Below are 25180 nucleotides of genomic sequence, written 5' to 3' on the forward strand. Positions count from 1 at the left end.
ATCAGCCGAGACGGGATCTCAGAAGAGGCCCGCCAGCGCGGTGTCGGTGCCCTGCAGGTCGGAGTTGCCGCTGCTGACCAGCTTGCCCGCGCTTTCCAGCGTGGTGTTCAGCTGGGTGACCTGGGTGTTCCACTGGGCCTGCAGCGAGGCGAACGCGTCGTTCGCGTCACCCTTCCAGTAGTTGGTCACGAAATCGGTGACCTGCTTGTGGAAATCTTCGAGCATGGTCATGACGCTGCGCGCCTCGGCCACGATGGCCTGGGCGCCCGCCTCGACCTCGCCGAAGTTTGAGGCAATCCGACCGGGATCATTGGCTACCATGAGGAGCTCCTTGTTGTCTGTGGTGCGGCTATCGGATCAGGGAAGGTCCAGGCTGGAGGCCTGCGCGGCCACCTGCTGGGCGAACTGCTGGTCCTGATCGGCGAACTTCCGTCCGGCGTGGGCGAGTTTGTCCGACGTCTGATCCAGCTGGTCGTTCAGCTTCCGCGCCTGAGCGAAGTAGCTGTCCATGAAGGTGTCGAACGCCTGACGGGCCGCACCGCTCCAGGTGGCGGTCGTCTGATCCGACTTGCTGTTCAGTGCGGTGATCGCGGTCTGCAGATCCTGGTGCCGCTGCCGGCAGTTGTCCACAAACTTCGAGATCGCCTCTTCGCTCGCTTCGAGCTGTCCTGCCATTTCGGCTCCTTTCGGTTCCCGTCTCGGCCAACGGCGGAAGCCTCAGTTGGCCTGTACATCTGATTGGACGCGGTGCGGGTCTGATCGGTTCCATCCGACTCGAGAAAGTTCGGCATCGCCCCACGGGATCAGGGCCCTGCGCCCCTCGGCCCGGCTCGTCCGTGATTTCGGCGGCCGCGATGCGGGCCTGCTCGGAAGACCACGATGCGATCCGGGTCCGCATGACTTGTAACGCCAGCGCTCGGCTCCCCTCCTTCCCCCTGCTCGCTGCTGTAATGATCGGCGAGTGGGCTGGCTGCGGTACACCTTACCGAACGCATAAGTCCGCCGCTACCAGCAGAATGGCGAGAGCCGATGGTCTCGGAACTCGAAAAGCCCACGAACGCTTGGATTCAGCGAACGGGCCGTATTACTTCACGCGATTGCGCAGCACCGGCACAAGACGGTCGAGCAAAGTCTGCTCGGACGACTCATTCCAATTGCGGAGCGCGGCGACGGCTGCGGGATCGTCCAGCGGAATCACTGTGGCCCGGGTGCCCGCCACCTGGTACGGAAGACCCAGCAGCCCACCGCCACCGGCCTTTTCGTCGCTGCGCACGGCCAGCACGTAGCCGTCCGCCGCGACCTCGAGCCGGGTGCTTCCGGTCAGCTCCCGCGGCGAGGCCTCGTCACCCTGACGTGCGTAGTTGAAGTTGTAGACGAACCCGAGATCTTCCAGGAACTTGGTCTGCGGGGTGCCGCTCAGAAAGATCGAGACCTGCGAGCTGCGCGGCACGTCCACCATCGTGATGGTCTTGCCCCGGAACACCGGATTGTCCGTGCGTGCCCGCTCCAGCGGAGACAGAGCGGCCGTGCTGCTCGGCGTGGCGACCGCGGGCCCCGGTGCGGCCTCCTCCCGGTTCAGCGCCCAGATCCCGATGCCCGCGGCGAGCGCGACGGTCACGATGCCCGCGGCCGCGGCGAGCAGCCAGTTCTTGCGCGCGCTCGGTGCGGGGGCGCTGCCCTGCCCGGAGATGGCGACGCGCGGATCGGTCGCCGGCCGCGGGTCGAAGACCTGGATCGGATAGGTAGGCGAGGTGTGCGTGGCGACAGGGTTGTAGCCGGGAGTGAGCGCGCCGGCCGCCGCGTCGGTGAATTCACGGCAGCTGTAGAAACGTTCGGCCGGGTCCTTCGCCAAGGCACGGGCGAAGACGTGGTCGATGGCCGGCGGCAGGCCGGGGTTGACCGCGGTGGCCAGCGGCGGCGGCTCGTGGAGATGCCCCATCATCACCAGCGCGGGTTGCGTTCCCGGGTAGGGGTTGCGTCCGGTGAGCAGTTTGAAGAACGAGCAGGCGAGGCTGTAGACGTCGGCGCGGTGATCGAGCGGGCTGCCGGTGAGCTGCTCGGGCGGGGCGTAGGCGATGGTGGCGACGAAACTGCCGGTCTGCGTGAGTTCGGTGGTGTCGTCGTTGGCTTTGGCGACGCCGAAATCCGTGAGAAGGACGCGTTCTTCTTCACCTTCGGCAGGCGAGGACAACAGGAAATTCGCCGGTTTGACGTCGCGATGCAGCAGGCCCTTGCGATGCGCGTAATCGAGGCCCTTGCCGACCTCGGTGGTAATGCGCAGGGCGCGCAACGGATTCATGGCGTGCGGGTCGCGAGCCAGTTCGGCGGAGGCGTCGGTGCCGTCCACGTATTGCATGGCGATCCACAACTGGCCTTGTTCTTCGCCGCGGTTGTAGACCGAGACGATGTTCGGATGGTCGAGTCCGGCGGCGAGATTCGCCTCTCGCTCGAAACGGGTGCGGAACTCGTAGTCGCGACTGAGTTCACCGCCGAGCACCTTCAACGCGTCGGTTCTGGGCAGGCTGGGATGTTTGGCCAGATACACCGTGCCCATGCCGCCCGCGCCGAGCACGCGGATGATGCGGTACCCGCCGACGATGGTCCCGGGGCTCATCGCCATCTTCACGATCTCCTGACTCCACGCGGGCCGCTGGCGTTCGCCACGCAGCATACTCGACCCGATTCGCGGCGAAACTGCGGCATTATCGGCTGTTCGCGAAAATGGAATACTGTGCGGCAGCGCGTTGCTGAGCGTCCAGCAGTTGATTCGCCGCGACGAATCCGACATATTCTTTGTAGGCGACGACACAGGTGAATCGTCTGTCGTCGAAAAGTCCGGACCGATTCTCCACACATGCCGAATCGGGCACATGCTGCGGCGGCTCGGCCGGGCCCGCCACCACCGTGGGGGTGATCCGCTCCGCGACAACCCGACGCGCCTTCTCCGCATTCGCGGTGCGGATCACCAGCGTGCCGCCGGAGACCGCGAATTTCTCGGCTCCCATCGCCGTGAAACGCTGTTTCGCGTACTCACGGTCTTCGGCGTATTGCATGATGCCGCGCAGCCCGAGCAGGGCGTTCGAATCGTCGTAGCTGGGGGACTGGACCTTGGCCGGATTCAGCGTGCGGCTCAGCAGGTGGTCGGGGTCCCAGGGCAAGCGCAGCATCTCCTCTTCGGTCAGCGGAGGCAGCTGGTCGAGCAACGGCAGCTGGACGTCGAACGCCTTTTCCGCGAGGGCGACGAGGGCGTCGCGGTCGGGTGCGTTGGCCGAGACCAGGAATGCCACCACGTAGGAGCCGTGCGCGAGTATCGCACGCAGGAAGGGCGAACCGGGACGCCAGTGCGCTCGCGCCTGCGGCTGCCGCGGCAGCGGGACCGGCTCGTTCTGGTCGCGGTAGCCGCCGAAATCGGCGTCGAAGAACTCGGCGGCGGCTTGCCGGGCGCGGTCCGGGTCGGGGAACTGCATGACGATCGTGCCGACCGTCGTGGAATTGGGCCGCGGCTTGGTCGGCCATCCCGAGGCGAGCAGGCTGACGTCCTGATCCGAGCCGTTGGTGTGGAACCCGAACATCATCCGGTGGCGTTCCGCGATCGGCTCCAGGACTTCCGGGCGCCCGAGTTCGCCGGGCAGTGTCCCTTTGCTGATGCTGGAAGGCGTCCAGCTGTATTTCATTCTCGGATCGATGTCGTATGCCGACGCGACGTGATCGGCCAGCCGCATCGCGGCGACCTTCCCCATATCGATGAACAGCGGCTGATAGTCGTCGTCGTGCGCGTTCGGCGGTTCGGTGGGGTAGTTGCCGACATCCAGACGGCGGATGTCGATCTCACCCGGCTGCGCGGTGCCCGCCAGCGTCGAACCACAGCCGGCGAGGATCGCGGCGGCGACCGTGCAGGCGAGGGCGGTGGCTGCGGTGCGGAATGTTCTCATGCGGCGTTCACCAACAATGCGTACTGGGCGGAGATGCGTTGCTGTGCGTCGAGCAGCTGATGTGACCAGGCGAATGCCGCGTAGCGGTCGTAGGTCACCGAGCAATAGAACCGGACGACCACCGTCTTGTTGCCGATGTACTCCTTGCAGTGCGCGACCGGCAGGCCTTTCGGCGACTCGGCGCCGCGGAACTTCTTCGTCAGCCCGCCGCGCTGTTCGCGCAGCTGTATCGCGGCGGCGGCGTCGCGCGCGCGGAACAGGTCGGTCCCGTCGGTGGCGTACCGATCCACGCCCGCCGCTTCGATGATTCTGCGGTCCTCGGCCGAATCGGTGGTGAAGTGCAGCGCGCCGTTGCCGGTGTACGCCCCCGGCGGATCGATCCAGGAATCTTCCCTGGGCCGCGGCAGGGCTCGGTTGAGCATGCCGTCCATATCGATCTGCGCCGTCATCAGCTGGTCGACGGGGGTCGGGGTGAACCGGCCGATCGCGGGGACGACAGCGTCGAGGCTCTTCTCGACCATCCTGAGCAACTCGGGCAGGTCGACTTTCTCCAGGTAGTTCTTCACGTAGTCGAAGACCCAGGTGTAGACGACGAATTTGCCGGTGGCGAACCACGACCCGATCGATTGGTCCTGTGGCTGCCAATGGGCGTGCGCGGCGGGATACTTCGGAATCTGCACCGGCGTGTTCCGGTTGTTGGCCTCGAAGTCGACCCGTTCGAGCGCCGCCGCGGCTGCGGCCGCCTTCTGCTCGTCCGGGAAGATCATCACGGCGTTGACCAGGTCGGTTCCGCGGTTGTCCGGGGCGTTGCCCGCGCTGCTGAGGAACCCGGCGACGAAATCCGGCGCGGCCTCGGCGAACCGGGAGACGTCCATGATCCGTCCGAGCGAACCCTTCGGATCGATGAACACCTTGGCGATGGACGGATTCGCGGAGACGAACGCGGGATCGATGTCCGCGGGCAGCGGGACGAAGTTCGCCAGCCGCTCCGCCTCGATCATGCGCGCCTGCTCGGGATTCTTCGCTGTTCCCAGCGCGCGCGGGGTCGTCGCGTAATTGCCCACGTCGAGCTGCGCGAGATCGATGGGCTGCGTGGGCTCTTTCTGCTCGGCCTCCGGGCCGCCGCACGCGCCGCCGACCAAGGCGACGGCACCGGCCAGCACCAGGGCACAAGCGGTCCGAATCGGTTTCGACATCGCGCCGTGCTGCACTCTTCCCTCCCCTGACTGCGGTAGTTGCGCCGGATCCTACTTCGGCGCACCCGCGACCCAGGCTCGCGCGAGCGCCGGGGGTCAACCGCCGCTGATCTCAGAAACTGTTCGCCAACAGCGCATACTCCGCGGCGACCTTCTGCCGTACGTCCGGTTCCTTATCACTGGTGACGACTCCGACGTACCTCTTGTACGCGACGTAGCAGCGGAACTTGTACTCCCGATCCGGGTCGCCTTTGCTGTTGAGCTGCAAGCACTTGGCACCGGGGACGTCTTTGGGCGCGCCCAGCGAATCGTAGTGCCCGCCTTCGCTCTCCAACAGGCCGGAGACCAGCTTCTGCGCCGCCGCCGCGTCGCGGGTGCGAGCGACATAGCTGTCGTCCAGCAGGCCGATGTGGTCCACGCCGGTGTCCTCGATCAGGCGCAGGTGAACGGATTCGTCGTCGGCGCGGTGCACGGTGTGGTAGCCGCCGTAGACGGCGAAGGTCGCCGGGTCGGGCGCGCGGTTCTTGCGGTCGGCGACCGCGACGCGGGCGAGCAGGTCGTCCGGGTCGGTCTTCAGGGTGTCGAGCTTCTCCACCGGTGTCGGGGTGAACTTGTCCAGCTGCGCGACCTGGGCGGCCAACGTCTTGTCGACCCACTTCACCAGGTCGTCGCCGTCCGCCTTGGGGCGCTGGATGAACAAGGAGATGACGAATTCCTTGTGCGCCATGAAGGCGCCGACATTGGGAACGCCCGGCCGCCAGTGGATGTAGGCGTCGGGATACTTCGTCGAGGACAGTTTGCGGTTGTCCGGCGAGACGGCGATGTCGACATCCTCGAGTTCGCGTGCGGCGAGCTTCGCGGTGGCCTCGTCGGGGAAGCGGAACACGGCGTTGGTGACCGCGGTGGCCTCCGGCGCCGGGTTGGACTGGCCGGTGGGGTCGGGGCGGTCGGCGCCGCTGGCGGCGTATCCCACAACCAGCTTGCGGTTGTCGAAGACCGGCCTGGACACCTTGGCGACGAAGTCGAGCGCCTGCTCGGCGTCGGCGACGACGGTGCTGCCGCGACCGACCTTCAGCACGGGGTCGATGCGCACGGTGGGGACCACCGCGTCCGACATCCGCATGCCTTCCAGCAGCGCGCCTTTGCCCGCGGCATCCTGCTTGTACTCGTGCTTGTCGATGGGATAGGTGCCGACTTCCAGCGTGCGCACATCGATCTCGCCCGCCGTCGGCGTTCCCTGCACGCCGGCGCAACCGGCCAGCATCCCTGCCAGTGCCAGGCAAGACGCGGTGAGCGCGATGCGTTGCGTCCGAACCATCTCAGGCCCCTCGTTCCTCCCGTTGCTGACACTGAAGTTACCCGACGGACGCCGGGGAGGGGGACCGATGCCGTTCGTCTTGCCATACCCTTGTCGGTGTGGCGACGACCTTGCACTGCACCTCCGGTGGAGGCCGATACCGGTGAAGGATCGGCAGGTCGAGGTCGTCGTAGGCAGCCACGCCGTGGCCGCGGTCGCGGGCGCGGTCGTCGTCGTCGCGCACCGCAAGCCCGGCAGGCCGTCGCCGGACTCGCCCGCCTTCGCCGCGCTGGAATCGCTGGCCGAACTGGTGCGGGACGCGACCGCTCGCGAGCCGGGCGGCCCCGGCGCCCTGGTGGCGCGGCAGGCGACGCGCTGGCTGATGAAACATGCCGAGCAGATCAGCCCCGGCGAACCGATCGACTTCGGCATCCTCTCCGCCGCCGAGAACGGGGGCGTGGCGATCTTCCTGCACGGGGCGGTCACCGCCGTGCTGGGCGGTGACGGCGGGGTCGAGCGATACCGCGGCAGCGACGCGGCTTTCACCGTGGATCGGGTCGCGCCGGTGCCCGCGCGGGCGGTGGCGTTGTTCGTCGACGACGCGAAAGGCCGCGTTCCCGATCTGCCACCCGAGCGCGGCATCGGCCGGCTGGTCGAGGGCGTCGCCCAGGCGGGTGGCGCGATCGTATGGTCGGAAGGTTCCCGCACGAGTGCGCCGACGAACGGCGGGGATCCCCGTGCCGCGGGTGCGCATCGCCGCCCGGAGACGCCGCCGCTGCCGACGGCGCGCGTCGAACCCGACCCGCCCACCGAGTCGGTACGTCGGGAGCGGCCTGCGCCGCAACCGCAGCCCGTGGCCGGGCCGCCGCGGTACCCGACCGCACCGTCCACCGCCATGCTCGACGCGGAGGCCGAGCAGACGCCGATCGATCCGCACCACGCCCCCACCCAGCTGGGCGGCACCAATCCCGCGCCGCGACCCGACCCGGGCCTGCAACGCAGGCTGGAGGCGACGGCCAAGGCGACCGCGCTGACCGTCAAGGTCATGGGGTTCAAATGCGCGCGCGCCCATCCCAGTGATCCGCGGGCGGCGTTCTGCACCGTCTGCGGTATGCCGGTCGACCAGACCCAGGCGCTGATCGAAGTGGTCCGCCCGCCGCTGGGCATGCTGATCCTCGACGACGGCATGACCTACATGCTCGCCGCGGACGCGGTGATCGGGCGCGATCCGGAGCGTTCGCCCGCCGCGGAGAGCGGACTCGTCCCGCTGCGCGTCGACGACGCCTCCGGCGGCATGTCCCGGGCCCACGCCGAAATCCGGCTGGTGAACTGGGATGTGACGGTGGTGGACTGCGGTTCGACCAACGGCACCCGCACCCGTCTGCCGGGCTATCGGGACTGGGCGCGCTTGGCGCCGCACCAGTCCATGGTGCTCATGCCCGGCACCGAGATCATGCTCGGCAACCGCGTCCTGCGCTTCGAACTGGCCGCCCCGCCGCCGTTCGGCCGCTGAACCCGCGTCACGAATAGCGGGCGGCGCAGACACTCTCGCCGTTCAGGACCCCGGCGCGAAACGCCTCGACCCGGGAGAAACCGCTGGGCACGGTCTTGCCTTGGGCGTCGCTCGCCGCCAAGCCGTCGGTGAGCAGGCCCGAGACCGCCTCGTCGAGATCGCCCGCCGCGAGTTTGATATCGCCCTGACTGACCGGCCGCCCGGATTCGGCGAGCTTGCCGGTGACCACTCCGGACAGACAAGCCGCGCGCAGTCCGGTCTTGGCTCCCACCAGGCTCTCACCGCGGTTCTGCTGGACCGCCAGGGTATAGCGGGAGATGAACACGACGTAGCCGTTGTAGTCGCCGGTCACCTTGAGCGGCAACGGGTCGTCCGCGGAGCTGGACATACCCCGCTCCGCGAGCGCGGGAATATCCGTGGCGATCGTGTTCTTCGCCGGGCAATACGACACCGGTTCGGTGACCACGCCGTCGCGGCATTCGATCTTCGCCTGGGAGTAGTCGTAGGTCGGCTCGTCGTCGATCGGCAGAATCGCTCGGAGGGCCTTGGTGAGTTCGATCAGGGTTTCCTTCGTGATCGGGTACTCGCCGCGGCCGGTGTCGTCGCTGAAACTCTGCGGCAGATTGGCGCGGCGCTGGTCGATCTCGTCCTGATCGATGCCCTTGCATCCCTTGGGGCCGTCGGTGAAACCGATCTGCACCGCGGTGACCCGTTCGAAGGCGGAGCCGTGCACGCTCTCCGGGTCGTCGGGGTCGGAGTCACGGATGGCGACGGTAGCCGCGAGCACCGTGTTGAGGCCGTCGGAGGTGTTGATCGTGAAGTGCTCGGCTTTGCCCTCGGCCACGTGGCGCATGAACGCGCCCGCGAAGCAATCCGCCTGCTGTTCCTTGACGATCACCGGGGTTTTCGGAGCGACGATCTTGGCCATGGTCTGCACCGCGTGCCCGTACTCGTGCGCGAGCACCATCACCACGGACATCTTCCCGAAGGTCTCCTCCATGGTGGGAAGCAGCACCGATCTGTCCCAGCCGATGGAATTGTCCAGCCGGCAGTAGGCGGCGTTCACCAAGCGGTAGGTGGTCTCCTTGCAGAACTCGACCGACTCCGCGCGCCCGGCTTTCGCGCTCCAGGACAGCAGCTTCTCGACCGGCTTGAACTCGCCCTGGAACTCCTTGCCGAACTCGCCGCGCCAGTAGGTCTGGATGTCGTCGACGGCGTTGAGCGCCAGCGTGTCCACGGCGCCGCCGTCGCCGTTGGTCGCGGTCAGCGTGCTATCCGGGACGCCGGTGCGCGGACCGCTCGGACCGCTGGTGGTGGGAAGTCCGGCGACCTTGAACGGATCGTCGTAGACGGAGACGGCCCTGCCGTCGACCACTCGGATGCAGCCCCCGGCCAGCACCAGAATGCTGAGCAGCGCCGCAACCAGCGCGCTCGCTCGGACTCTCGGCAAGGCTCCCCCTCGTCGGCCGGTAAAGCGTTCACATCGGTGGCCGGATCGGGGCATATGGCGCATCGGGGGCACCGCCGATGTCCGGGTGATGGAATAGTATCCGCTGCATGTCTTCACCGGGGGCGCAGACCATCACCGTGCGCCATGATGGAAACGAACGAGTATTCGATTCGAGCCAGCAGGTCACGATGGGCCGCGCGCCGGAGGTGACGCTGTTCGTCGACAGCCCGCTCGTTTCGCGTGTGCACGCGACGCTGGCCTGGCAGGGCAGCGCCTGGGTGTTGACCGACAACAGAAGCACCAACGGGGTGTTCGTCGACGCACGCAGGCTGACCCAGCCGGTGTCGATCGACCGTCCCACGCAGGTCCGGCTGGGTGACGCGATCAGCGGCCCGCTGTTGCACCTGCTGCCCGCGAACCCGCAACCACCGCAACGGCCTTCCGTGCGCCCGCCGCAACCGGCCCCCCAACCGGCTCCGCCGCCCGGTCCGCCGCCGCACGCGGTCCGGCGGCCCGCGCAGCAGTTCCAGCGGCCGCCATATCCGCCGCCGCAGGACGCGCCCGCGCCCGCGCTGAACATCAACATGACGACCAGGGCGGATACGTCGAACATGCCGCCGGTCCGGGCCAGGGCGAGCACGGCGCCCATCGCCCGCGGTGACCGGATCCCCCAGACCGGCCTGAGCATCGGCCGCACCACCGACAACCAGATCGTCGTCAACGATCCGCTGGCCTCCCGCAAACATGCCCGCCTGATCTCCTCCGCCGAGGGCCTGACCATCGAGGACCTCGGCTCGGCGAACGGCACGTTCGTCAACGGGCACCGCCAGCAACGGGCGGTGCTGCGCGAGCGGGACATCATCACCATCGGCAACGTCGACTTCGTCGTGCAGCAGGGCGCGCTGGTGCACCGGCAGAAGCCGGTCGCCGAGCAGGGTCTGGCGGTGCACGGGGTCGGTTTCACCGTCGAGGGCAACAAGCAGCTGCTCGTCGACGTGAACATGTCGGCCAGCCGCGGGACGCTCACCGCGCTGATCGGTCCCTCCGGCGCGGGCAAGTCGACGCTGTCGCGCCTGATCGCGGGCACCACCCGGCCTTCGGGCGGCGTGGTCACCTTCGAGGGGCGCAATCTGCACGCCGAGTACGAGGCGCTGCGGTCCCGCATCGGCATGGTGCCGCAGGACGACGTGCTGCACCGCCAGCTCACGGTGCGCCAGGCGCTCGGTTTCGCGGCCGAGCTGCGGCTGCCGAGGGACAACAGCAAGCAGGACCGGCAGAAGGTCATCGACGGTGTGCTGCAAGAGCTTTCGCTCACCGAGCACGCCGACACCAGGGTCGACCGGCTGTCCGGCGGTCAGCGCAAGCGGGCTTCGGTGGCGCTGGAACTGCTGACCGGTCCCTCGCTGCTCATCCTGGACGAACCGACCTCGGGCCTGGACCCGGCACTGGACCGGCAGGTCATGGTGATGCTGCGGGAACTGGCCGACGCGGGCCGCGTGGTGATCGTGGTGACCCACTCGGTGGCGCACCTGGACATGTGCGATCAGGTACTGCTGCTCGCCCCCGGCGGCAAGACCGCCTACTGCGGCAACCCGGCCGGTGTCGGCGCGGCGCTCGGTACCAGCGATTGGGCGGAGATCTTCGCCAATGTCGCGGCCAACCCGGATCAGGCCTTCGCCGCCTATCGCTCCCGGCAGGCGTTCGCGCCGCCACCCCCGCCGCCTGTCCAGCCGTACGGGCCCGCGGGCAGTCCGCCGCAATCCAGTCGCGGCAAGCAGTTCTCGACGCTGGCGCGCAGGCAGGTCCGGCTGATCCTGGCCGATCGCGGTTATCTGACGTTCCTGGTGCTCCTGCCGTTCATCCTCGGCGGGCTGTCGCTGGTGGTGCCGGGGAAGAACGGTTTCCAGCGCGGCGCGCTGAAAGCGCTACCGGATGGCACATTCGTGCCCGAGGGCGGCAGTGAGACACAACAGCTGCTGGTGGTGCTGATTCTGGGCGCCTGTTTCATGGGCTCCACGCTCACCGTGCGCGATCTGGTCGGGGAACGGACGATCTTCCATCGCGAACGCGCGGTGGGGCTGCTGCCCTCGGCGTATCTGATGGCGAAGATCGCCGTCTTCAGTTTCACCGCGCTGCTGCAGTCGGCGGTCCTGGTCGGCATCGTGCTCGCGGGCAAGAAGCGCCCGGGCGAAGGAGCGGTGCTGGCCTCCGGCAGCGCGGAGCTGTACATCGATATCGCGCTGACCGCGATCTGCTGTGTGGTCGTCGGCCTGCTGTTGTCGTCGCTGGCGAAGTCGAACGAGCAGGTGATGCCGCTGCTGGTGGTGGCCATCATGTGCCAGCTGGTGATGGCGGGCGGCCTGATCCCGGTCACCGGCCGGGTGGTGCTCGAGCAGGTGTCCTGGCTGTTCCCGGCCCGGTGGGGGTACGCGGCCGGCGCGTCGACGGTGAACATTCGCGAACTGTTCCTCAACGCGCAGCCCGACACGCTCTGGCAGCAGAAGCCGGAGATCTGGGCGCTGGACGTCGGCGTGCTGTTGCTGATCACCTTGGTGCTGGCGATCCTCACCTGGCGCCGGTTGCGTCTGAAGAAGTCGTCCGCGTGACGCGGTTGGCACGGATCACGGGCGCCCCGCGGCGCGGAGGCGGCGCCGAACGGGTGACGACGAGCATCTCGGCCGCGAACCGGGCACACTTATGCCTGTGACGGTGCGAGTAGGGGCAGTGCATCTCGGCTGGGATGTGGTGTCCGTGGCAGCCGGCGGCGGTGGCGTTCCCATCCGGCCGGTACAGGTGGAGGGGATGTGGACGCCGCCGGCCTATCTGCTGGCGGATTCGTCGGGCCGGCTGCACACGGCGGGCGTGGAACGCAACCGGCCGGATCTCGGGATGGCGATCGCCGACGTGCGCGACATCCTGGGTCATCCGCAGATCGTGGTCGCGGGCGCGACTTGGCCCGCCGAGTTGGTCTTCCGTGCGCGCATGTACAACCCGCTCGCGGAGATCGGCAAGCACTTGCGCGGCAAGCCGGACCTGGTGGCGTTGCCCTTCCCGGACAACTGGCCGGACGAGAAGGTCGAGATCTACGCGTCGATGGTGGAACAGCTCGACGTCGTGGTGGAGCCGCTGCCGGAGAGCGTGGCGTTGTCCGGTTACGTCCGCGCGCTCGGGCTGGTGCACCCGCCGGACCGGGCCAGGCCGCACGGCATCGGCGCGACGGGGGTGTACTCCGACGGCCGCAGCATGCTGGTGGTCGCGGTGCACGGCGACGACGAGCAGCCCACCGAGTCGGTGGACGTCCCGGTGGACGCGGAGGCCATGCGGGATGCCCGGTCGGCGGACGACGTCGTGATCGAGGTGATGGCGGCCGCCCGTTCGATCGGCGCGGACACCTCGACGGTCCTGCTGTCGGGCAACGTGCGCTTCAACGACGCGTTGCGCCTGGCCTTCCAGAACCATCTCGGACACCGGCTGCATGTGGCCGACCATCCGATGCACGCGCTCGTCCTGGGCGCGGCGCACCTGCTGGTGAGCGACACGGAGGCGGGTGAGCCGGAGCCCGCGGGCGGGCATGTCGAACCTGTGCCCGCTCCGCAGCGCCCGGTGGACGCCCGGCCGCAGGCCGAGTACGCGCCGCCGCCGCAAGCAGCGCCGCCGCAACCGGCGGACGCGGGGCCGCGCCACCCGGAGCAGCCGCCGGTGCGCCCGGTGCCCGGCGTCCAATACGGGCCGGGCTACCCCACCCAGCCCGATGAGGAGACGACCAGGATCGGGCGCGACGAAGTGCCGCGCGGTCTCCCGCCGAACCTCGCCGAACTGGGCAGCCGCTTCACACGGCCGCCGAGCGCACCCGAGGATCGAACCGGTCCGCCGTCCGGGCCGCCCGGTGGGCCGGTGCCGCCGCTCGGGCCGCGGCCGCCCTACCCGGGAGCGGCGGAACAGCAGTCCTACCCCGGTCCACCACGCCAGGGCGCATGGCAGGACCAAGGCCCGGAGTCCGAGGACGAGGAGCGGCACCGCAAAGGCAAACTCTGGAACAAGATGAAGGGCAACTTGTTCGGCGCCAATACCGTCGTGGGGGCGATGGCGCTGGCCGTGGTCGCGCTGCCGTCCGGTAATCACTCGGTGCAGCCGACGGCGCAGCCGGTCGTCCTCGACGCGGGATCGGTCGTCGCCGAACAGGCGGGCGAGGCCGAGCCGGTCGCGTGTCCAACTGCTCCCTACGCGATCACGCGGCCCAAACCAGGCGTCACCACCGCACGCGGTGACCAGCGGGAAGCGCAGGAGAGCTCCGCGGAGTGCGGACGGCCGGACGCCGACACCTTGCGCTACCTGATCCCCGGACCGCCCGGCGCGATCGACTTCGGACCCCCGATCGAGACCTGACGCGATTTCTTCCCGCGATACCCCACTGGTATCGTGGCTCGTCGGCGTGTGGAACGCCCGGTCGAACCCTGTGGATCGCCCGGACGTCCACCGAGGCTCGGGTCTCCACCGGCCGCCGGGAACACCTCGACCGCACGCCTGGCCGGCAACACCGACGACAGACAGGGAAGCACTGTGCCTACGTACAGCCCCAAGGCGGGTGACGTGACCCGTAAGTGGTACGTCATCGACGCCACTGACGTAGTGCTCGGCCGTCTCGCCGTCCAGGCAGCGAATCTGCTGCGTGGCAAGACGAAGCCGACCTACGCCCCGCACGTCGATGGTGGCGATTTCGTCATCATCATCAATGCCGACAAGGTCGCCATCAGCGGCAACAAGCGGCAGGACAAGCTGATCCACCACCACTCCGGGCACCCGGGCGGCCTCAAGTCGCGGACTGTCGGTCAGGTGTTGGAGACCCGTCCCGACCGCCTCGTGGAGAAGGCCGTCAAGGGCATGATCCCGAAGAACAAGCTCGGCAACGCGATCGCGGGCAAGCTGAAGGTGTACGCGGGTCCGACGCACCCGCACGCCGCCCAGCAGCCCATTCCGTTCGAGATCAAGCAGGTGGCCCAGTGACCGCTCCCGAGGAATTCAACGAGGACTACGTCGAGGAATTCGACGCTGCCGAGGCTGTCGAGGACGGTGCGGGCTACGAGGACTCCGAGGTCTCGGCGTCTTACACCCCGGTCGTGATCGACCGCCCGGTGCAGACCGTCGGCCGCCGTAAGGAGGCCGTCGTGCGCGTGCGCCTGCTGCCCGGCTCCGGCAACTTCGTGCTGAACGGCCGCACCATCGAGGACTACTTCCCGAACAAGGTGCACCAGCAGCTGGTCAAGTCGCCGCTGGTGACGGTCGAGCGCACCGAGTCCTTCGACGTGCACGCCCGCCTGGTCGGCGGCGGCCCGTCCGGCCAGGCAGGCGCCCTGCGGCTGGCCATCGCCCGCGCGCTGATCGAGGTCACCCCGGAGGATCGTCCCGCCCTCAAGCGGGCCGGCTTCCTGACCCGTGACCCGCGCGCCACCGAGCGCAAGAAGTACGGTCTGAAGAAGGCGCGTAAGGCGCCGCAGTACTCGAAGCGCTGATATCGGCAACGTCGACCTTCCGCGTCCGGCATCCTCGCGGTGCCGGACGCGGTACGGTCGACGCGGCAGCTGTACGAGAGCAGGCTCCCAGCGAACAGCTGGTCGCCTGCTCTCGCGCTGTATGAAGACAGGGCGTTCGCGGGGCCTTCGTGGTGCACGGGCCGGTGCCTCCCGGGCCGACGCCCACGCCACAGATCACCAAGAGGGGCGAGGTATGGGACGGTTGTTCGGCACCGACGGAGTCCGCGGGCTTGCCAACGAGTCGCTGAGTCCGGAGCTGGCGCTGCGCGTGTCCGGTGCGGCCGCGCAGATCCTGAGCCGGGGCAAGAAGCGTGCGCTCGCGGTGGTCGGCCGCGATCCCCGCGCCAGCGGGGAGATGCTCGAGGCCGCCGTGACCGCGGGGCTGACCGCGGCGGGCGTGGATGTGCTGTCGGTGGGGGTGCTGCCGACGCCTGCGGTCGCCTATCTCACCGGTTTGTACGACGCGTGTCTCGGCGTGATGATCTCCGCCTCGCACAATCCGATGCCCGACAACGGGATCAAGATCTTCGCCGCGGGCGGGCACAAACTCGATGACGCGATCGAGGACCGGATCGAGGCGCTGATAGCCGCCGAGTCGCCGTTCCGCCCGACCGGCGCGAGCATCGGACGGGTGCGCAACGCGGCGGGCGCGCGCGATCAAGGGCTGACCGTCCCGGATCAGTACAGCCTCGCGGGCACCCACGAACGCTATGTGGAACACCTGGTCGAGGCGACCGGTCAGGACCTGTCCGGGCTGACCGTCGTGGTCGACTGCGCGCACGGCGCCGCCGCCGAGGTGGGGCCCGCCGCCTACCGCGAGGCGGGGGCGACGGTGATCGCGATCAACGCCGAGCCCGACGGGCTGAACATCAACGACGGCTGCGGCTCGACCCATCTGGACCAGGTGCGGGCCGCGGTGGTGGAGCACGGCGCCGATCTCGGTCTCGCGCACGACGGCGACGCCGACCGCTGCCTGGCCGTCGACGCCTACGGCAATGTGGTCGACGGCGACGCGATCCTCGCGATCCTCGCGCTCGCCATGCATGAGGCGGGCGAGCTGGCCCACGACACCTTGGTCGCCACCGTGATGAGCAACCTCGGCCTGCACATCGCCATGCGCGCGGCGGGAATCACCACGCGCACCACGGCCGTCGGCGACCGCTACGTGCTCGAGGAATTGCGGCGCGGCGGCTACACCCTCGGCGGCGAGCAGTCGGGGCACGTGGTGTTCCCGCGATACGGCACCACCGGCGACGGCATCCTCACCGGCTTGCGCCTGATGGCGCGGATGGCGCAGTCCCGGCGCACCCTGGCCGACCTGGCCGCAGTACTGCGGACCGTGCCGCAGATCCTGGTGAACGTGCCGGTCAGCGACAAATCCGTGGTGGCGCGCGCCCCCGAGATCCGGGACGCGGTGCTGGAGGCGGAGCGAGTACTCGGTGACTCCGGGCGAGTGCTGCTGCGGCCGAGCGGCACCGAAGAACTGGTGCGGGTGATGGTGGAAGCCACCGACCCGGCCCAGGCACGCCAGCTGGCGGACGACCTGGCCAAGCGGGTCGCGGCTGTGTAGTTCGGTCGCGCCTTCGGCGCGGACGGCGGATACGCGGTCACACTCGAAACTTGTTTGCGCCTTACCGCTCTCGCGCGTTGAGTCGAGGTCATGACGATTTTGACAGTGCCCGAACTGGAGGGCGAGCAGACGCGGTTGCGTCCCTTCGCAGACGCCGACGCGGGCAGCGTCGTCGAGGCCGGGCAGGACCCGACGATTCCCTTGAACACCACCGTAGTCGCCCACGGTGATCACCGCGATGCGCGCGCATTCATTCAACGTCAGCACCGACGAGCGATCACCGGCGAGGGATGGTCATTCGCCATCACCGACCCCGCCACCGATACCGCCGTGGGTCAGATCGGGCTATGGCGTCGGAATATCCACCACGGCAGAGCCTCGGTCGGGTACTGGGTTCTTCAGCGCTATAGACGCCACGGGTACGCGACCCGTGCACTGCGCGTCCTCAGTTCCTGGGCCGCCGTCCACGACGAGATCTCCCGGCTCGAGCTGTTCGTGGAACCCGCGAACGAAGGATCCTGGCGAGCCGCCGAAGGAGCCGGATACCAACGGGAAGGGCTGCTGCGCCGATGGGAGAAGGTCGGCGGCGAGCCCCGCGACATGTACATCTACGCACTGCTGCCCTGATCTTGTGAGAGCGGCCGGATGCCGGATCTTTGGGCCACCTCGGACTGCAACCGGCCGGGTTGCCACAGTTGTGGTCAGTGGGTTTCGGTGAGTACGCCCGCGTTCATGTGCCAACGCCGGGTCGCTCGGACCGTGTCGAGCATGCGGCGGTCGTGGGTGACGAGTATCAGTGTGCCCGTGAAGGATTCGACGGCCTGCTCCAGTTGTTCGATGGCGGGGAGGTCCAGGTGGTTGGTCGGCTCGTCCAGCACGAGCAGGTTCACTCCGCGGGCCTGGAGCAGGGCGAGCGCGGCGCGGGTGCGTTCGCCGGGGGAAAGGGTGTCGCACGGGCGCTGCACGTGCGGGCCGCGCAAGCCGAATTTCGCCAGCAGGGTGCGAGTGTCCGCCTCCGGCCACTCCGGGAGTTCGGCGCCGAAAGTGTCGGCCAGTGCGACGGGTCCGCGGAACAGTCCGCGCGCCTGGTCGACCTCGCCGATCCGGACGCCGGAGCCCAGGCTCGCGGTTCCGCTGTCGGGCCGCAGTTTTCCCAGTAACAGCGCCAGCAGCGTGGACTTTCCCGAGCCGTTCGCGCCGGTGAGCACGATGCGGTCCGCCCAGTCGACCTGGGTGGTGATCGGGCCGAGCGTGAAGTCGCCCCGGGTCACCCGCGCCTGGGACAGTGTCGCCACCACCGAGCCGCTGCGCGGGGCCACGGCGATGCTCATACGCAGCTCCCATTCCTTGCGCGGCTCCTCCACCACCTCCAGCCGTTCGATGCGGCGCTGGGTCTGCCTGGCCTTGGCCGCCTGCTTCTCGGTGGATTCGGCGCGCATCTTGCGGCCCGCCTTGTCCGAGTCCAGCTTCCTGGGATCACGCGCCTTGCGGCGTGCGTTGCGGACGCCGTGTTCGAGCCAGTTGCGCTGCATCTGGGCGCGGGCCTCCAAGCCCGCTTTCGTGTCGGCGTACTCCTCGTAGGCTTCGCGCGCGTGCCTGCGGGCGATCTCGCGCTCCATCAGGTACGCCTCGTAACCGCCGTCGTACCAGCCGACCTGCTGCTGCGCGAGATCCAATTCCACGATGCGATTCACCGTGCGCGCCAGGAACTCCCGGTCGTGGCTGATCACCATCAGCGGCACCCGCACGCCGGCGACGAACTGCTCCAGCCGGGCCAGCCCGTCCAGATCCAGGTCGTTGGTCGGCTCGTCCAGCAGCAGGATGTCGAACCGCGACAGCAGGACCGAGGCCAGCCCGGCGCGGGCGGCCTGGCCACCGGACAAACCGGTCATCGGGGTGTCCAGGCCGCTCGGCAGACTGTCCGCGAGGCCCAGATCGGCGGCGATCTCGTGGGCGCGCTGGTCCAGGTCCGCGCCACCGAGGGCGAGCCAGCGTTCCAGCGCGGGGGAGTATTCGTCCGGCCCACCTTCGGCGAGGCGCTCGGCCGCGGCGTCCATCGCTCGCTGCGCCTCGGTGACACCGGTCCGGCGCCCGAGGAATTCGAAGACGGTCTCGCCGCGCACCCGCTGCGCCTCCTGGGCCAGATAGCCGACCGTCGCGTCCGGCGGACTGAGCGCGATGCTGCCGGTCGGCGAGTGCCGGTCGGCGAGCATGCGCAGCAGCGTCGACTTGCCCGCGCCGTTCACGCCGACCAGGCCGATCACGTCGCCCGGCGCGAGGGTCAGGTCGAGGTCGGCGAACAGCGTGCGCTCACCGTGAGCGGCCGACAGGCCGCGGGCATGCAGAGTGGTGCTCACCAGCACGAGTCTGCCGTGCTCGGGGTTGCACCCTGAGGTCGGCCCCGGGAGAAATCAGGGTCGGAATCGGCCGCCGGGCCGATGGCGGGGCCCGCGGTGGCGGGCAGAGTGGAACTCGTAGCGATCCCCGCAACGAGAGGGAAGACCAATGACCGCCCCCACCCGCCGTTTCACCCGCTCCACCCACGACAAGTGGATCGCGGGCGTCTGCGGTGGCATCGCCGAGTACCTCGGCTGGAACGCCAACGTCGTCCGGCTGCTGTTCGTGGTGTCGTGCCTGCTGCCCGGTCCGCAGTTCGTCATCTACCTGGTGCTGTGGCTGCTGATGCCGAAGAAGTGAACTCGGGGCTGCGCGGAGCCCGCGCGGGTGTCAGGATGGAACGATGCCGCTGTCGCGGCACCGCGCCACCGAACGAGTCCTGCTGAGGAGGAGTCATGATCACCTCGAGCGAATTCCCCGGTGTGGATATACCCGGCATCGACGCGTCCTCGTCCCTCGGCGGGCTGGGTGCGATCGAACTGCAGCACCCGACCCAGGACATCGACGGCGACGGCACCCTCGACACCATCACCACCACGGGTGACGAGGCGATGCAGGTCTGGACCGACTACGACCACGACGGCTTCGCCGACCACGTCACCGTGGTAGAGAAGGACGGCGACTACGCCGCATGGGAATTCCACCGCCAGCCTGACGGCACCTCCGAATGGGTCCGCACCGACCGAGGCCGCATCGGCGGCTGACCGTCGCCGCGCGAGCGGAATTCGGGGGAACCGAGTGTCGGCGTGTTGCGTCGAAGGAAGTACGCGGCAATCTGCGCGAACGAGTTTCGCGCCGCGCGATGACACTACGAAGACGGAGGGGAAACGTGGGCGGGTCGGAAATGGTAGGCGTCCGCACCGGGGAACTGGGTGGGCTGGGCAGCGACTATCGAAGATCGGCGGACGCGGTCCGCGACCAAGCGAAGCGAGTCGCCGATCATTTGTTCGGCAGCGGCGGTGAGGCGGGCCGGAACTATGCGCCGCAGGGCATCGCGGTGCATGAAGGGCTGGAACGAATCGGCGCGTGGCTGCGGAACTGGAGTGACGCCACCACCGCCACCGCCGACGCACTGGGCGCCGCCGTGGTGGTCTACGCCGAGACCGACCAGCAGCGCGCGTCCGAGACGAACAAGTCATGAGACCGCCGAACGACCCGTGCTCGCATCGGCCGCGGCACACCGTCGAGGAGCCGGGATCATGACGATTTCCTGGCAGGGCAAGGCGATCGACGCACTCTTGGACGAGGGCAGCGCCGGACTGCAGTACTGGATCGAGTTCATGCCGCTGTACGAGGCGGCGTTCGGCGGCAACGGCGGCCGGGGTGAGCTCGGCACGCTGCTGGCCAGGTACGACGAGCAGCGCGGCACCCGTCTGGAGAAGCTCGAGCAGGCGGGCGAGGCGCTGAAGGTCGCTCTCGCCGAGGTGGATCGGCAATGGGACGCACAGCAGGGCTACACCCGTCGGCTGCCCGAGTTGTGGCAGGGCGCGGCGGCCGCCGCCGCGCTCGACATGCTCGGCAAACAGTCGGTGCTCGCCGACGAGGACCGGCAGCATGCCAGGGCGGCCATGGCCGTGATCGCCGATCTGCCGAACGCGCTGCGCTCGGCGGTGGCCGCGAAGGCGTTCGCCACTCGGGAATTGCTGGAGGGCCCGGTGGGCGGCGGCAAGGCGGTGAAGATCGACGGCAAGACTCCGGACGACGTGAAACTCATCGTCGACGTGCACGATGCGTGGGAATGGATCAGCGCGGAACAGGTGCGCGAACTCGGCCGCGTATTCCCCGCGCTCGCCGTGCCGGAGGACAAGATCAACAAGAGTGTGCTCGGTCTCATCAACTCCGACAGCAAGAATCTGCTCACCGGCGCGTATGGCGATCGGGTGCGCAGCGTCACCGAGGAGTGGCTGACCAAGACCTTCAAGCCGGACTTCGATCGCAAGCTGGCGTCCTACCTCGACGTCTGCGCCGAGGTCGATCGACTCTTCAAGGATCAGTACAAGAACCTCACCGACGCACTGGCGCAACTGTCCGAACAGGCTTATCCGCGCCCGGAAGGCCCGTCGCAACCACAGCCGGGCACACCGTCCGGCCCGGACGATCCCCAGGAAACGAGCGCGCCCGGGCCGCCCGGCGCGCCCGCGGCCACAGTCCCGGCGAGCACCGCATCGAGCAGCGTGCCCGCATCGACCTCACCGGCGACACCGACCACACCGGAGACCCGGCCCACGCCGGAGACCCCCACCACGCCCAGCACCCCCATCACCCCCGCGCCCAGGATGCCCGCGCTGGATGGGCTGGCCGCGCTCAGCCAGGTGGCGCAGGAATTCGCGCCGCTGGCAACGGGTCTCGGTCAAGCGGTGGAGCAGGGCATGTCCGCGCTGAGCGGCATCATCACGACCGGAGTCGACGACGCGATCGAAAAGCTCATGCAGAGCGTCGATCCGCAGAACGCCGAAGCCGACGACCAAGCCCACGAAGAGCGAGCCGCAGAGCCGCGCGCCGCGGCGGAATTCGACCTCGGCGGAAAGCATGTCGAGTTCGAGATGGGCCCGGACGGCCGGCTGAAACTGCTTCTCTCCGATGCCACGGGCGCGCAGCAGGAGTTCACCGTCGAACTGAACGAGCAGGGGATACCGGTCATCTCGATGGAGCCGAAAACCGATGACGCACAGCCCCCGGCGCCTGCGGCACCGGCACCGGAGGCGCAGCGGAACGAGGAGTCTCCCGCGCCGGAATCTCAGGGGGAAGAGGAATCGCCTGGTCCGGCTCCGGAATCCGACGCCGACGACGGTCGGTCCGGTCTGCCGGGCGGAACCCTGCCCGGCGCCCGGCGCGAGGAAGACGGCGAGCACTATCCGAAGTCGTTGCCGGACCAGCGCGAGCCGGACCCCGACGCCCCGGTGGACGGCGGCGCGGAACTCGCCGAAGCAGGCCCATTGGACGCGGATTTCGCCGAGGCGGGCCCGTTGTGAGCCCGGCGGCGACGAGTCCGCACACGGAATGAACAAGGAGGCGCAGCATGGTCGACTACGCCGAGGAGGCGAGGCAGCTCGCCGCCGAGAACCAGCGCCGCATGTCGCTGCTCCTCGACGAGATCCAGGCGATCAACGAGCAGACCGCGGCGACCGGCCGGGAGTTCGCCGACCGCCTGACCGCCGACATGGACCAGTTCTGGGTGACGCACGCCGAGGACATCGACAAGGCCGCCGCAGAGGCGGAGGAGCAGCGACGGCTGCACGAGGAAGCGCAAGAACAGCGTGCGGCCATCGCGCGGTCGATGGCCGCACGTCGGGCGAATCAAACGGTGGCACCGGTCGACGAGGAGGACGAGGAGGCCGCGTTCTATCGACGCAAGAGCTGGCTGATCTGACCGGCTCCCGGGCGTCGCGGGGGCGGGCTATCGCCGCAGCAGTGCGGCGAGCTGTCCGACCTTCAGCTTCGGTGGCTCCTTCTCCTGCGGCGCTTCCGGGTCGACGACCGCGGTGTGCGGGATGAGCTCGTCGGGGTCGGCGAAGGCGCGGTAGGTCTTGTCGCCCGCCAGCGTGGCGAGCAGGTAACCGGCCAGCAGAGCACGGGTGGTGCGCGCGGTCTTCGCTTCGTGCTTTCCCGCGCCCACGGCGGCGAGCACGCGACGGCCTTCGATGATGCCGTTGTGCGAGGCCTTGTCGATGGCGCGCAGGATCGCGGGGCCGCCCCACGCGGTGGCCAGCGGGACGGCGTTGGAGCTGACCGAGGTGATGTCGGTCGCACCGGCCAGGATCAACGCCGGAACGTCCAGCTCGGGCGCGATGTCCTCGGCGGCGGGCGCGGTGGGCGCGGGGAACAGCGCCGCGACGGTGGCGACGTCGCGGCGGCTCGCGGCGATGACGGCGGCGCCCGCGCCCATGCCGTGCCCGGCCAGGGCGAGGCGCTCCGGATGCACGCTGATCGCGCCGTCACCGAGCCGCACACCGGTGCAGATGTCGAGCGTGGTGAGCAAATCGGCGGCCAGCCCCAGATGTGACGGGATCGGCCCGCGCTCGGTATCGGGGGCGGCCGCCACGATTCCCCAGGAAGCGAGGTGTTCGAGCAGCGTGCGGTAGTGACCCGCCCCGGTCAGCCAGCCGTGGCCGAACGCGACGGCAGGCAGATTCCGCCCCGTCTCAGGCGTGAACACCACCCCCGGCTGGCCGGCGATGGCCAGATTGCCTCGCAACACGCGGTGCGGGCCGCGGCTGGTCAGGGTGCTCAATAGCGATTTCACAGACGCCGACACGACGTGAACGTTATCCGATAAGTAGTGTGGTGAGCCATGTGCGGAATCGTGGGGTACGTCGGGTACCGAGACGCGCTCGGCGTCGTCGTTGACGCGTTGCGCCGCATGGAATATCGCGGCTACGACTCCGCGGGCGTGGCGATCCTGGACGGCGCGGGCACGCTGGCGGTGGAACGCAAGGCGGGTCGCCTGGCGAATCTGGAGGCCCAGCTCGACGAAACCGGGATCGATCGCTTCGTGGGCACCACGGGCATCGGACACACCCGCTGGGCCACGCATGGCGCGCCGACCGACCGCAACGCGCACCCGCATCGGGACGACAGCGGCAAGGTCGCCGTGGTGCACAACGGCATCATCGAGAACTTCGCTCCGCTGCGGCGCGAACTCGAGGATGCCGGGGTCGAGCTGCGCAGCGACACCGATACCGAGGTCGCCGTGCACTTGGTGGCCCGCGCGTACGCCCAGGGCCCGACCGCCGGTGACTTCGCGGCCAGCGCGCTGTCCGTGCTGCGCCGCCTGGAGGGCGCGTTCACGCTGGTCTTCACCCACGCCGACCACCCGGGAATGATCGTGGCCGCGCGCCGTTCCACACCGCTGGTGGTGGGCGTGGGCAAGGGCGAGATGTTCATCGCCTCGGACGTCACGGCGTTCATCGAGCACACTCGCGAGGCGGTCGAACTCGGCCAGGACCAGGCCGTCGTCATCACACTGGACAGCTACCGGGTCACCGATTTCGCGGGCGAGGAGGCGAGTTCGCGCCCGTTCACGATCGACTGGGACCTGGCCGCCGCCGAGAAGGGCGGCCACGACTACTTCATGCTCAAGGAGATCGAGGAGCAGCCCGCCGCGGTCGCGGACACCTTGATGGGGCATTTCAGCACCGATCGCGACGGCGCCGGCCGGATCGTGCTGGACGAACAGCGTCTCGCCGACCAGGAGCTGCGCGACTTCGACAAGGTGTTCGTCGTTGCCTGCGGTAGCGCCTACCACTCGGGTCTGCTGGCGAAGTACGCCATCGAGCACTGGACGCGGCTGCCCGTCGAGGTCGAGCTGGCCAGCGAGTTCCGCTACCGGGACCCGGTGCTGGACCGCTCGACGCTGGTGGTGGCGATCTCCCAGTCCGGCGAGACCGCCGACACGCTGGAGGCGGTGCGCCACGCCAAGGAGCAGAAGGCGCGCGTCCTGGCGATCTGCAACACGAACGGCGCGCAGATCCCGCGCGAGTCCGACGCGGTGCTCTACACCAGGGCCGGGCCGGAGATCGGTGTCGCCTCCACCAAGGCGTTCCTGGCCCAGGTGACCGCGAACTACCTGGTCGGGCTCGCTCTGGCGCAGGCGCGGGGCACCAAGTACCCGGACGAGGTGGCCCGCGAGTTCGCCGAGCTCGAGGCGATGCCGAAGCTGGTGGAACGCGTGCTGGAGACCGCGCCGCAGGTGCGGACCATCGCGCGGGAGCTGGCGCAGGTGCCGACGGTGTTGTTCCTGGGACGGCACGTCGGCTATCCGGTGGCGCTGGAGGGCGCGCTCAAGCTCAAGGAGCTGGCCTACATGCACGCGGAGGGATTCGCCGCGGGTGAGCTCAAGCACGGGCCGATCGCGTTGATCGAAGACGGCCTTCCGGTGATCGTGGTGATGCCGTCGCCGAAGGGGCGTGCGGTGCTGCACTCGAAGCTGCTGAGCAACATCCGGGAGATCCAGGCCCGCGGCGCGCGCACCATCGTGATCGCGGAGGAAGGCGACGACACGGTGCGTCCGTTCGCCGACGACCTCATCGAGATCCCCAGCGCGCCGACGCTGTTCCAGCCGCTGTTGTCGACGGTCCCGCTGCAGATCTTCGCCGCCGAGGTGGCGCAGGCGCGCGGCTACGACGTCGACAAGCCCCGTAACCTGGCCAAATCCGTCACAGTGGAATAGCACGGCGGCCACGGGGGCGTACGGCTGGCCGCGCGGGGCGCGGGGCTGCTCTCCTCCGCGCAGCAACACCCGCCGCGCGCGCCCCAGCAGCCAGCCGCCCCCCCCCCCGGAAGGGTCCCGGTACC

Annotated in this window: 22 protein-coding genes; 13 read left to right on the forward strand and 9 right to left on the reverse strand. The window is 69.0% G+C overall.

The annotated features are described in order from the left end of the window. Positions 1–18: 18 nt before the first annotated feature. The 6 genes from ABZ552_RS26545 to ABZ552_RS26570 all read right to left on the reverse strand — a co-directional run bounded on the left by ABZ552_RS26545 (position 19) and on the right by ABZ552_RS26570 (position 6446). Positions 19–321, reverse strand: coding sequence for a WXG100 family type VII secretion target (locus ABZ552_RS26545; RefSeq protein ID WP_039795677.1), 303 nt, complete (start codon positions 319–321; stop codon positions 19–21). A gap of 36 nt (positions 322–357) precedes the next feature. Then, positions 358–675: a WXG100 family type VII secretion target gene (locus ABZ552_RS26550; RefSeq protein WP_039795679.1), complete on the reverse strand. Its 318-nt coding sequence runs from the start codon at positions 673–675 to the stop codon at positions 358–360. 409 nt (positions 676–1084) lie between these two features. Further along, on the reverse strand, positions 1085–2620 hold the full coding sequence (locus ABZ552_RS26555) for a protein kinase (protein ID WP_357440471.1): 1536 nt from the start codon (positions 2618–2620) through the stop codon (positions 1085–1087). Positions 2621–2702: 82 nt separating this feature from the next. Then, positions 2703–3932 (reverse strand): hypothetical protein, encoded by a 1230-nt coding sequence (locus tag ABZ552_RS26560; protein WP_281875480.1) that lies wholly within the window; start codon positions 3930–3932, stop codon positions 2703–2705. Then, positions 3929–5128, reverse strand: a complete 1200-nt coding sequence (locus ABZ552_RS26565; protein ID WP_281916657.1) for a hypothetical protein — start codon at positions 5126–5128, stop codon at positions 3929–3931. The genes ABZ552_RS26560 and ABZ552_RS26565 overlap by 4 nt, the downstream gene beginning before the upstream one ends. 112 nt (positions 5129–5240) lie before the next feature. After that, on the reverse strand, positions 5241–6446 hold the full coding sequence (locus tag ABZ552_RS26570; protein WP_281875478.1) for a hypothetical protein: 1206 nt from the start codon (positions 6444–6446) through the stop codon (positions 5241–5243). 142 nt (positions 6447–6588) lie between these two features. On the opposite strand from ABZ552_RS26570, the gene ABZ552_RS26575 reads away from it, so the two are divergent. Continuing rightward, a complete protein-coding gene (locus ABZ552_RS26575; RefSeq protein ID WP_357440475.1) occupies positions 6589–7938 on the forward strand; it encodes an FHA domain-containing protein in 1350 nt (449 codons plus the stop codon). 7 nt (positions 7939–7945) lie between these two features. Here the strand turns inward: ABZ552_RS26575 and ABZ552_RS26580 are convergent, their stop codons facing one another. Next, positions 7946–9388, reverse strand: a complete 1443-nt coding sequence (locus ABZ552_RS26580; protein WP_281875474.1) for a metallopeptidase — start codon at positions 9386–9388, stop codon at positions 7946–7948. 107 nt (positions 9389–9495) lie between these two features. Here ABZ552_RS26580 and ABZ552_RS26585 point away from each other — a divergent pair, with 107 nt between their 5' ends. The 6 genes from ABZ552_RS26585 (at position 9496) to ABZ552_RS26610 (ending at position 17116) form a co-directional block, all read left to right on the forward strand. Continuing rightward, positions 9496–11994, forward strand: coding sequence for an FHA domain-containing protein (locus tag ABZ552_RS26585; RefSeq protein WP_281875473.1), 2499 nt, complete (start codon positions 9496–9498; stop codon positions 11992–11994). A gap of 91 nt (positions 11995–12085) precedes the next feature. Next, positions 12086–13774 (forward strand): hypothetical protein, encoded by a 1689-nt coding sequence (locus ABZ552_RS26590; protein ID WP_357440479.1) that lies wholly within the window; start codon positions 12086–12088, stop codon positions 13772–13774. 174 nt (positions 13775–13948) lie between these two features. Continuing rightward, the gene (rplM, locus tag ABZ552_RS26595; protein ID WP_040864934.1) at positions 13949–14392 is read left to right on the forward strand and encodes a 50S ribosomal protein L13; all 444 of its coding nucleotides are present in this window, start codon (positions 13949–13951) and stop codon (positions 14390–14392) included. Continuing rightward, a complete protein-coding gene (rpsI, locus tag ABZ552_RS26600) occupies positions 14389–14898 on the forward strand; it encodes a 30S ribosomal protein S9 (RefSeq protein WP_159839607.1) in 510 nt (169 codons plus the stop codon). The genes rplM and rpsI overlap by 4 nt, the downstream gene beginning before the upstream one ends. Positions 14899–15112: 214 nt before the next feature. Beyond that, positions 15113–16489 carry a phosphoglucosamine mutase gene (gene glmM, locus ABZ552_RS26605; protein ID WP_357440484.1) on the forward strand — a complete coding sequence of 459 codons (1377 nt, stop codon included), beginning with the start codon at positions 15113–15115 and terminating at the stop codon, positions 16487–16489. Between the two features lie 90 nt (positions 16490–16579). Further along, positions 16580–17116, forward strand: a complete 537-nt coding sequence (locus ABZ552_RS26610) for a GNAT family protein (RefSeq protein WP_357440486.1) — start codon at positions 16580–16582, stop codon at positions 17114–17116. A 74-nt stretch (positions 17117–17190) separates the two neighbouring features. Here ABZ552_RS26610 and ABZ552_RS26615 read toward each other — a convergent pair whose 3' ends face one another. Continuing rightward, a complete protein-coding gene (locus ABZ552_RS26615) occupies positions 17191–18846 on the reverse strand; it encodes an ABC-F family ATP-binding cassette domain-containing protein (protein WP_357440489.1) in 1656 nt (551 codons plus the stop codon). 148 nt (positions 18847–18994) lie between these two features. On the opposite strand from ABZ552_RS26615, the gene ABZ552_RS26620 reads away from it, so the two are divergent. The 5 genes from ABZ552_RS26620 to ABZ552_RS26640 all read left to right on the forward strand — a co-directional run bounded on the left by ABZ552_RS26620 (position 18995) and on the right by ABZ552_RS26640 (position 22256). After that, positions 18995–19186, forward strand: a complete 192-nt coding sequence (locus tag ABZ552_RS26620; protein ID WP_039795694.1) for a PspC domain-containing protein — start codon at positions 18995–18997, stop codon at positions 19184–19186. Positions 19187–19281: 95 nt separating this feature from the next. After that, entirely contained in the window at positions 19282–19590 is a 309-nt protein-coding gene (locus tag ABZ552_RS26625; protein WP_281875464.1) for a DUF6802 family protein, read from the forward strand. 125 nt (positions 19591–19715) lie between these two features. Beyond that, a complete protein-coding gene (locus ABZ552_RS26630; RefSeq protein WP_357440493.1) occupies positions 19716–20027 on the forward strand; it encodes a hypothetical protein in 312 nt (103 codons plus the stop codon). 58 nt (positions 20028–20085) lie between these two features. Then, positions 20086–21858, forward strand: coding sequence for a hypothetical protein (locus tag ABZ552_RS26635; RefSeq protein WP_357440496.1), 1773 nt, complete (start codon positions 20086–20088; stop codon positions 21856–21858). A 47-nt stretch (positions 21859–21905) separates the two neighbouring features. Next, positions 21906–22256 carry a hypothetical protein gene (locus tag ABZ552_RS26640; protein WP_357440499.1) on the forward strand — a complete coding sequence of 117 codons (351 nt, stop codon included), beginning with the start codon at positions 21906–21908 and terminating at the stop codon, positions 22254–22256. A gap of 27 nt (positions 22257–22283) precedes the next feature. On the opposite strand, the gene ABZ552_RS26645 is transcribed toward ABZ552_RS26640, so the two are convergent. Next, positions 22284–23141 carry a hypothetical protein gene (locus ABZ552_RS26645; protein WP_281875457.1) on the reverse strand — a complete coding sequence of 286 codons (858 nt, stop codon included), beginning with the start codon at positions 23139–23141 and terminating at the stop codon, positions 22284–22286. 36 nt (positions 23142–23177) lie between these two features. Between ABZ552_RS26645 and glmS the strand changes: the two genes are divergently transcribed. Continuing rightward, positions 23178–25055 carry a glutamine--fructose-6-phosphate transaminase (isomerizing) gene (gene glmS, locus ABZ552_RS26650; RefSeq protein ID WP_281875456.1) on the forward strand — a complete coding sequence of 626 codons (1878 nt, stop codon included), beginning with the start codon at positions 23178–23180 and terminating at the stop codon, positions 25053–25055. The last annotated feature ends 125 nt before the right edge of the window (positions 25056–25180 follow it).

This window comes from Nocardia sp. NPDC019219 (assembly GCF_040632645.1).
In the GTDB taxonomy this organism is placed as follows: Bacteria; Actinomycetota; Actinomycetes; order Mycobacteriales; family Mycobacteriaceae; genus Nocardia; species Nocardia sputorum.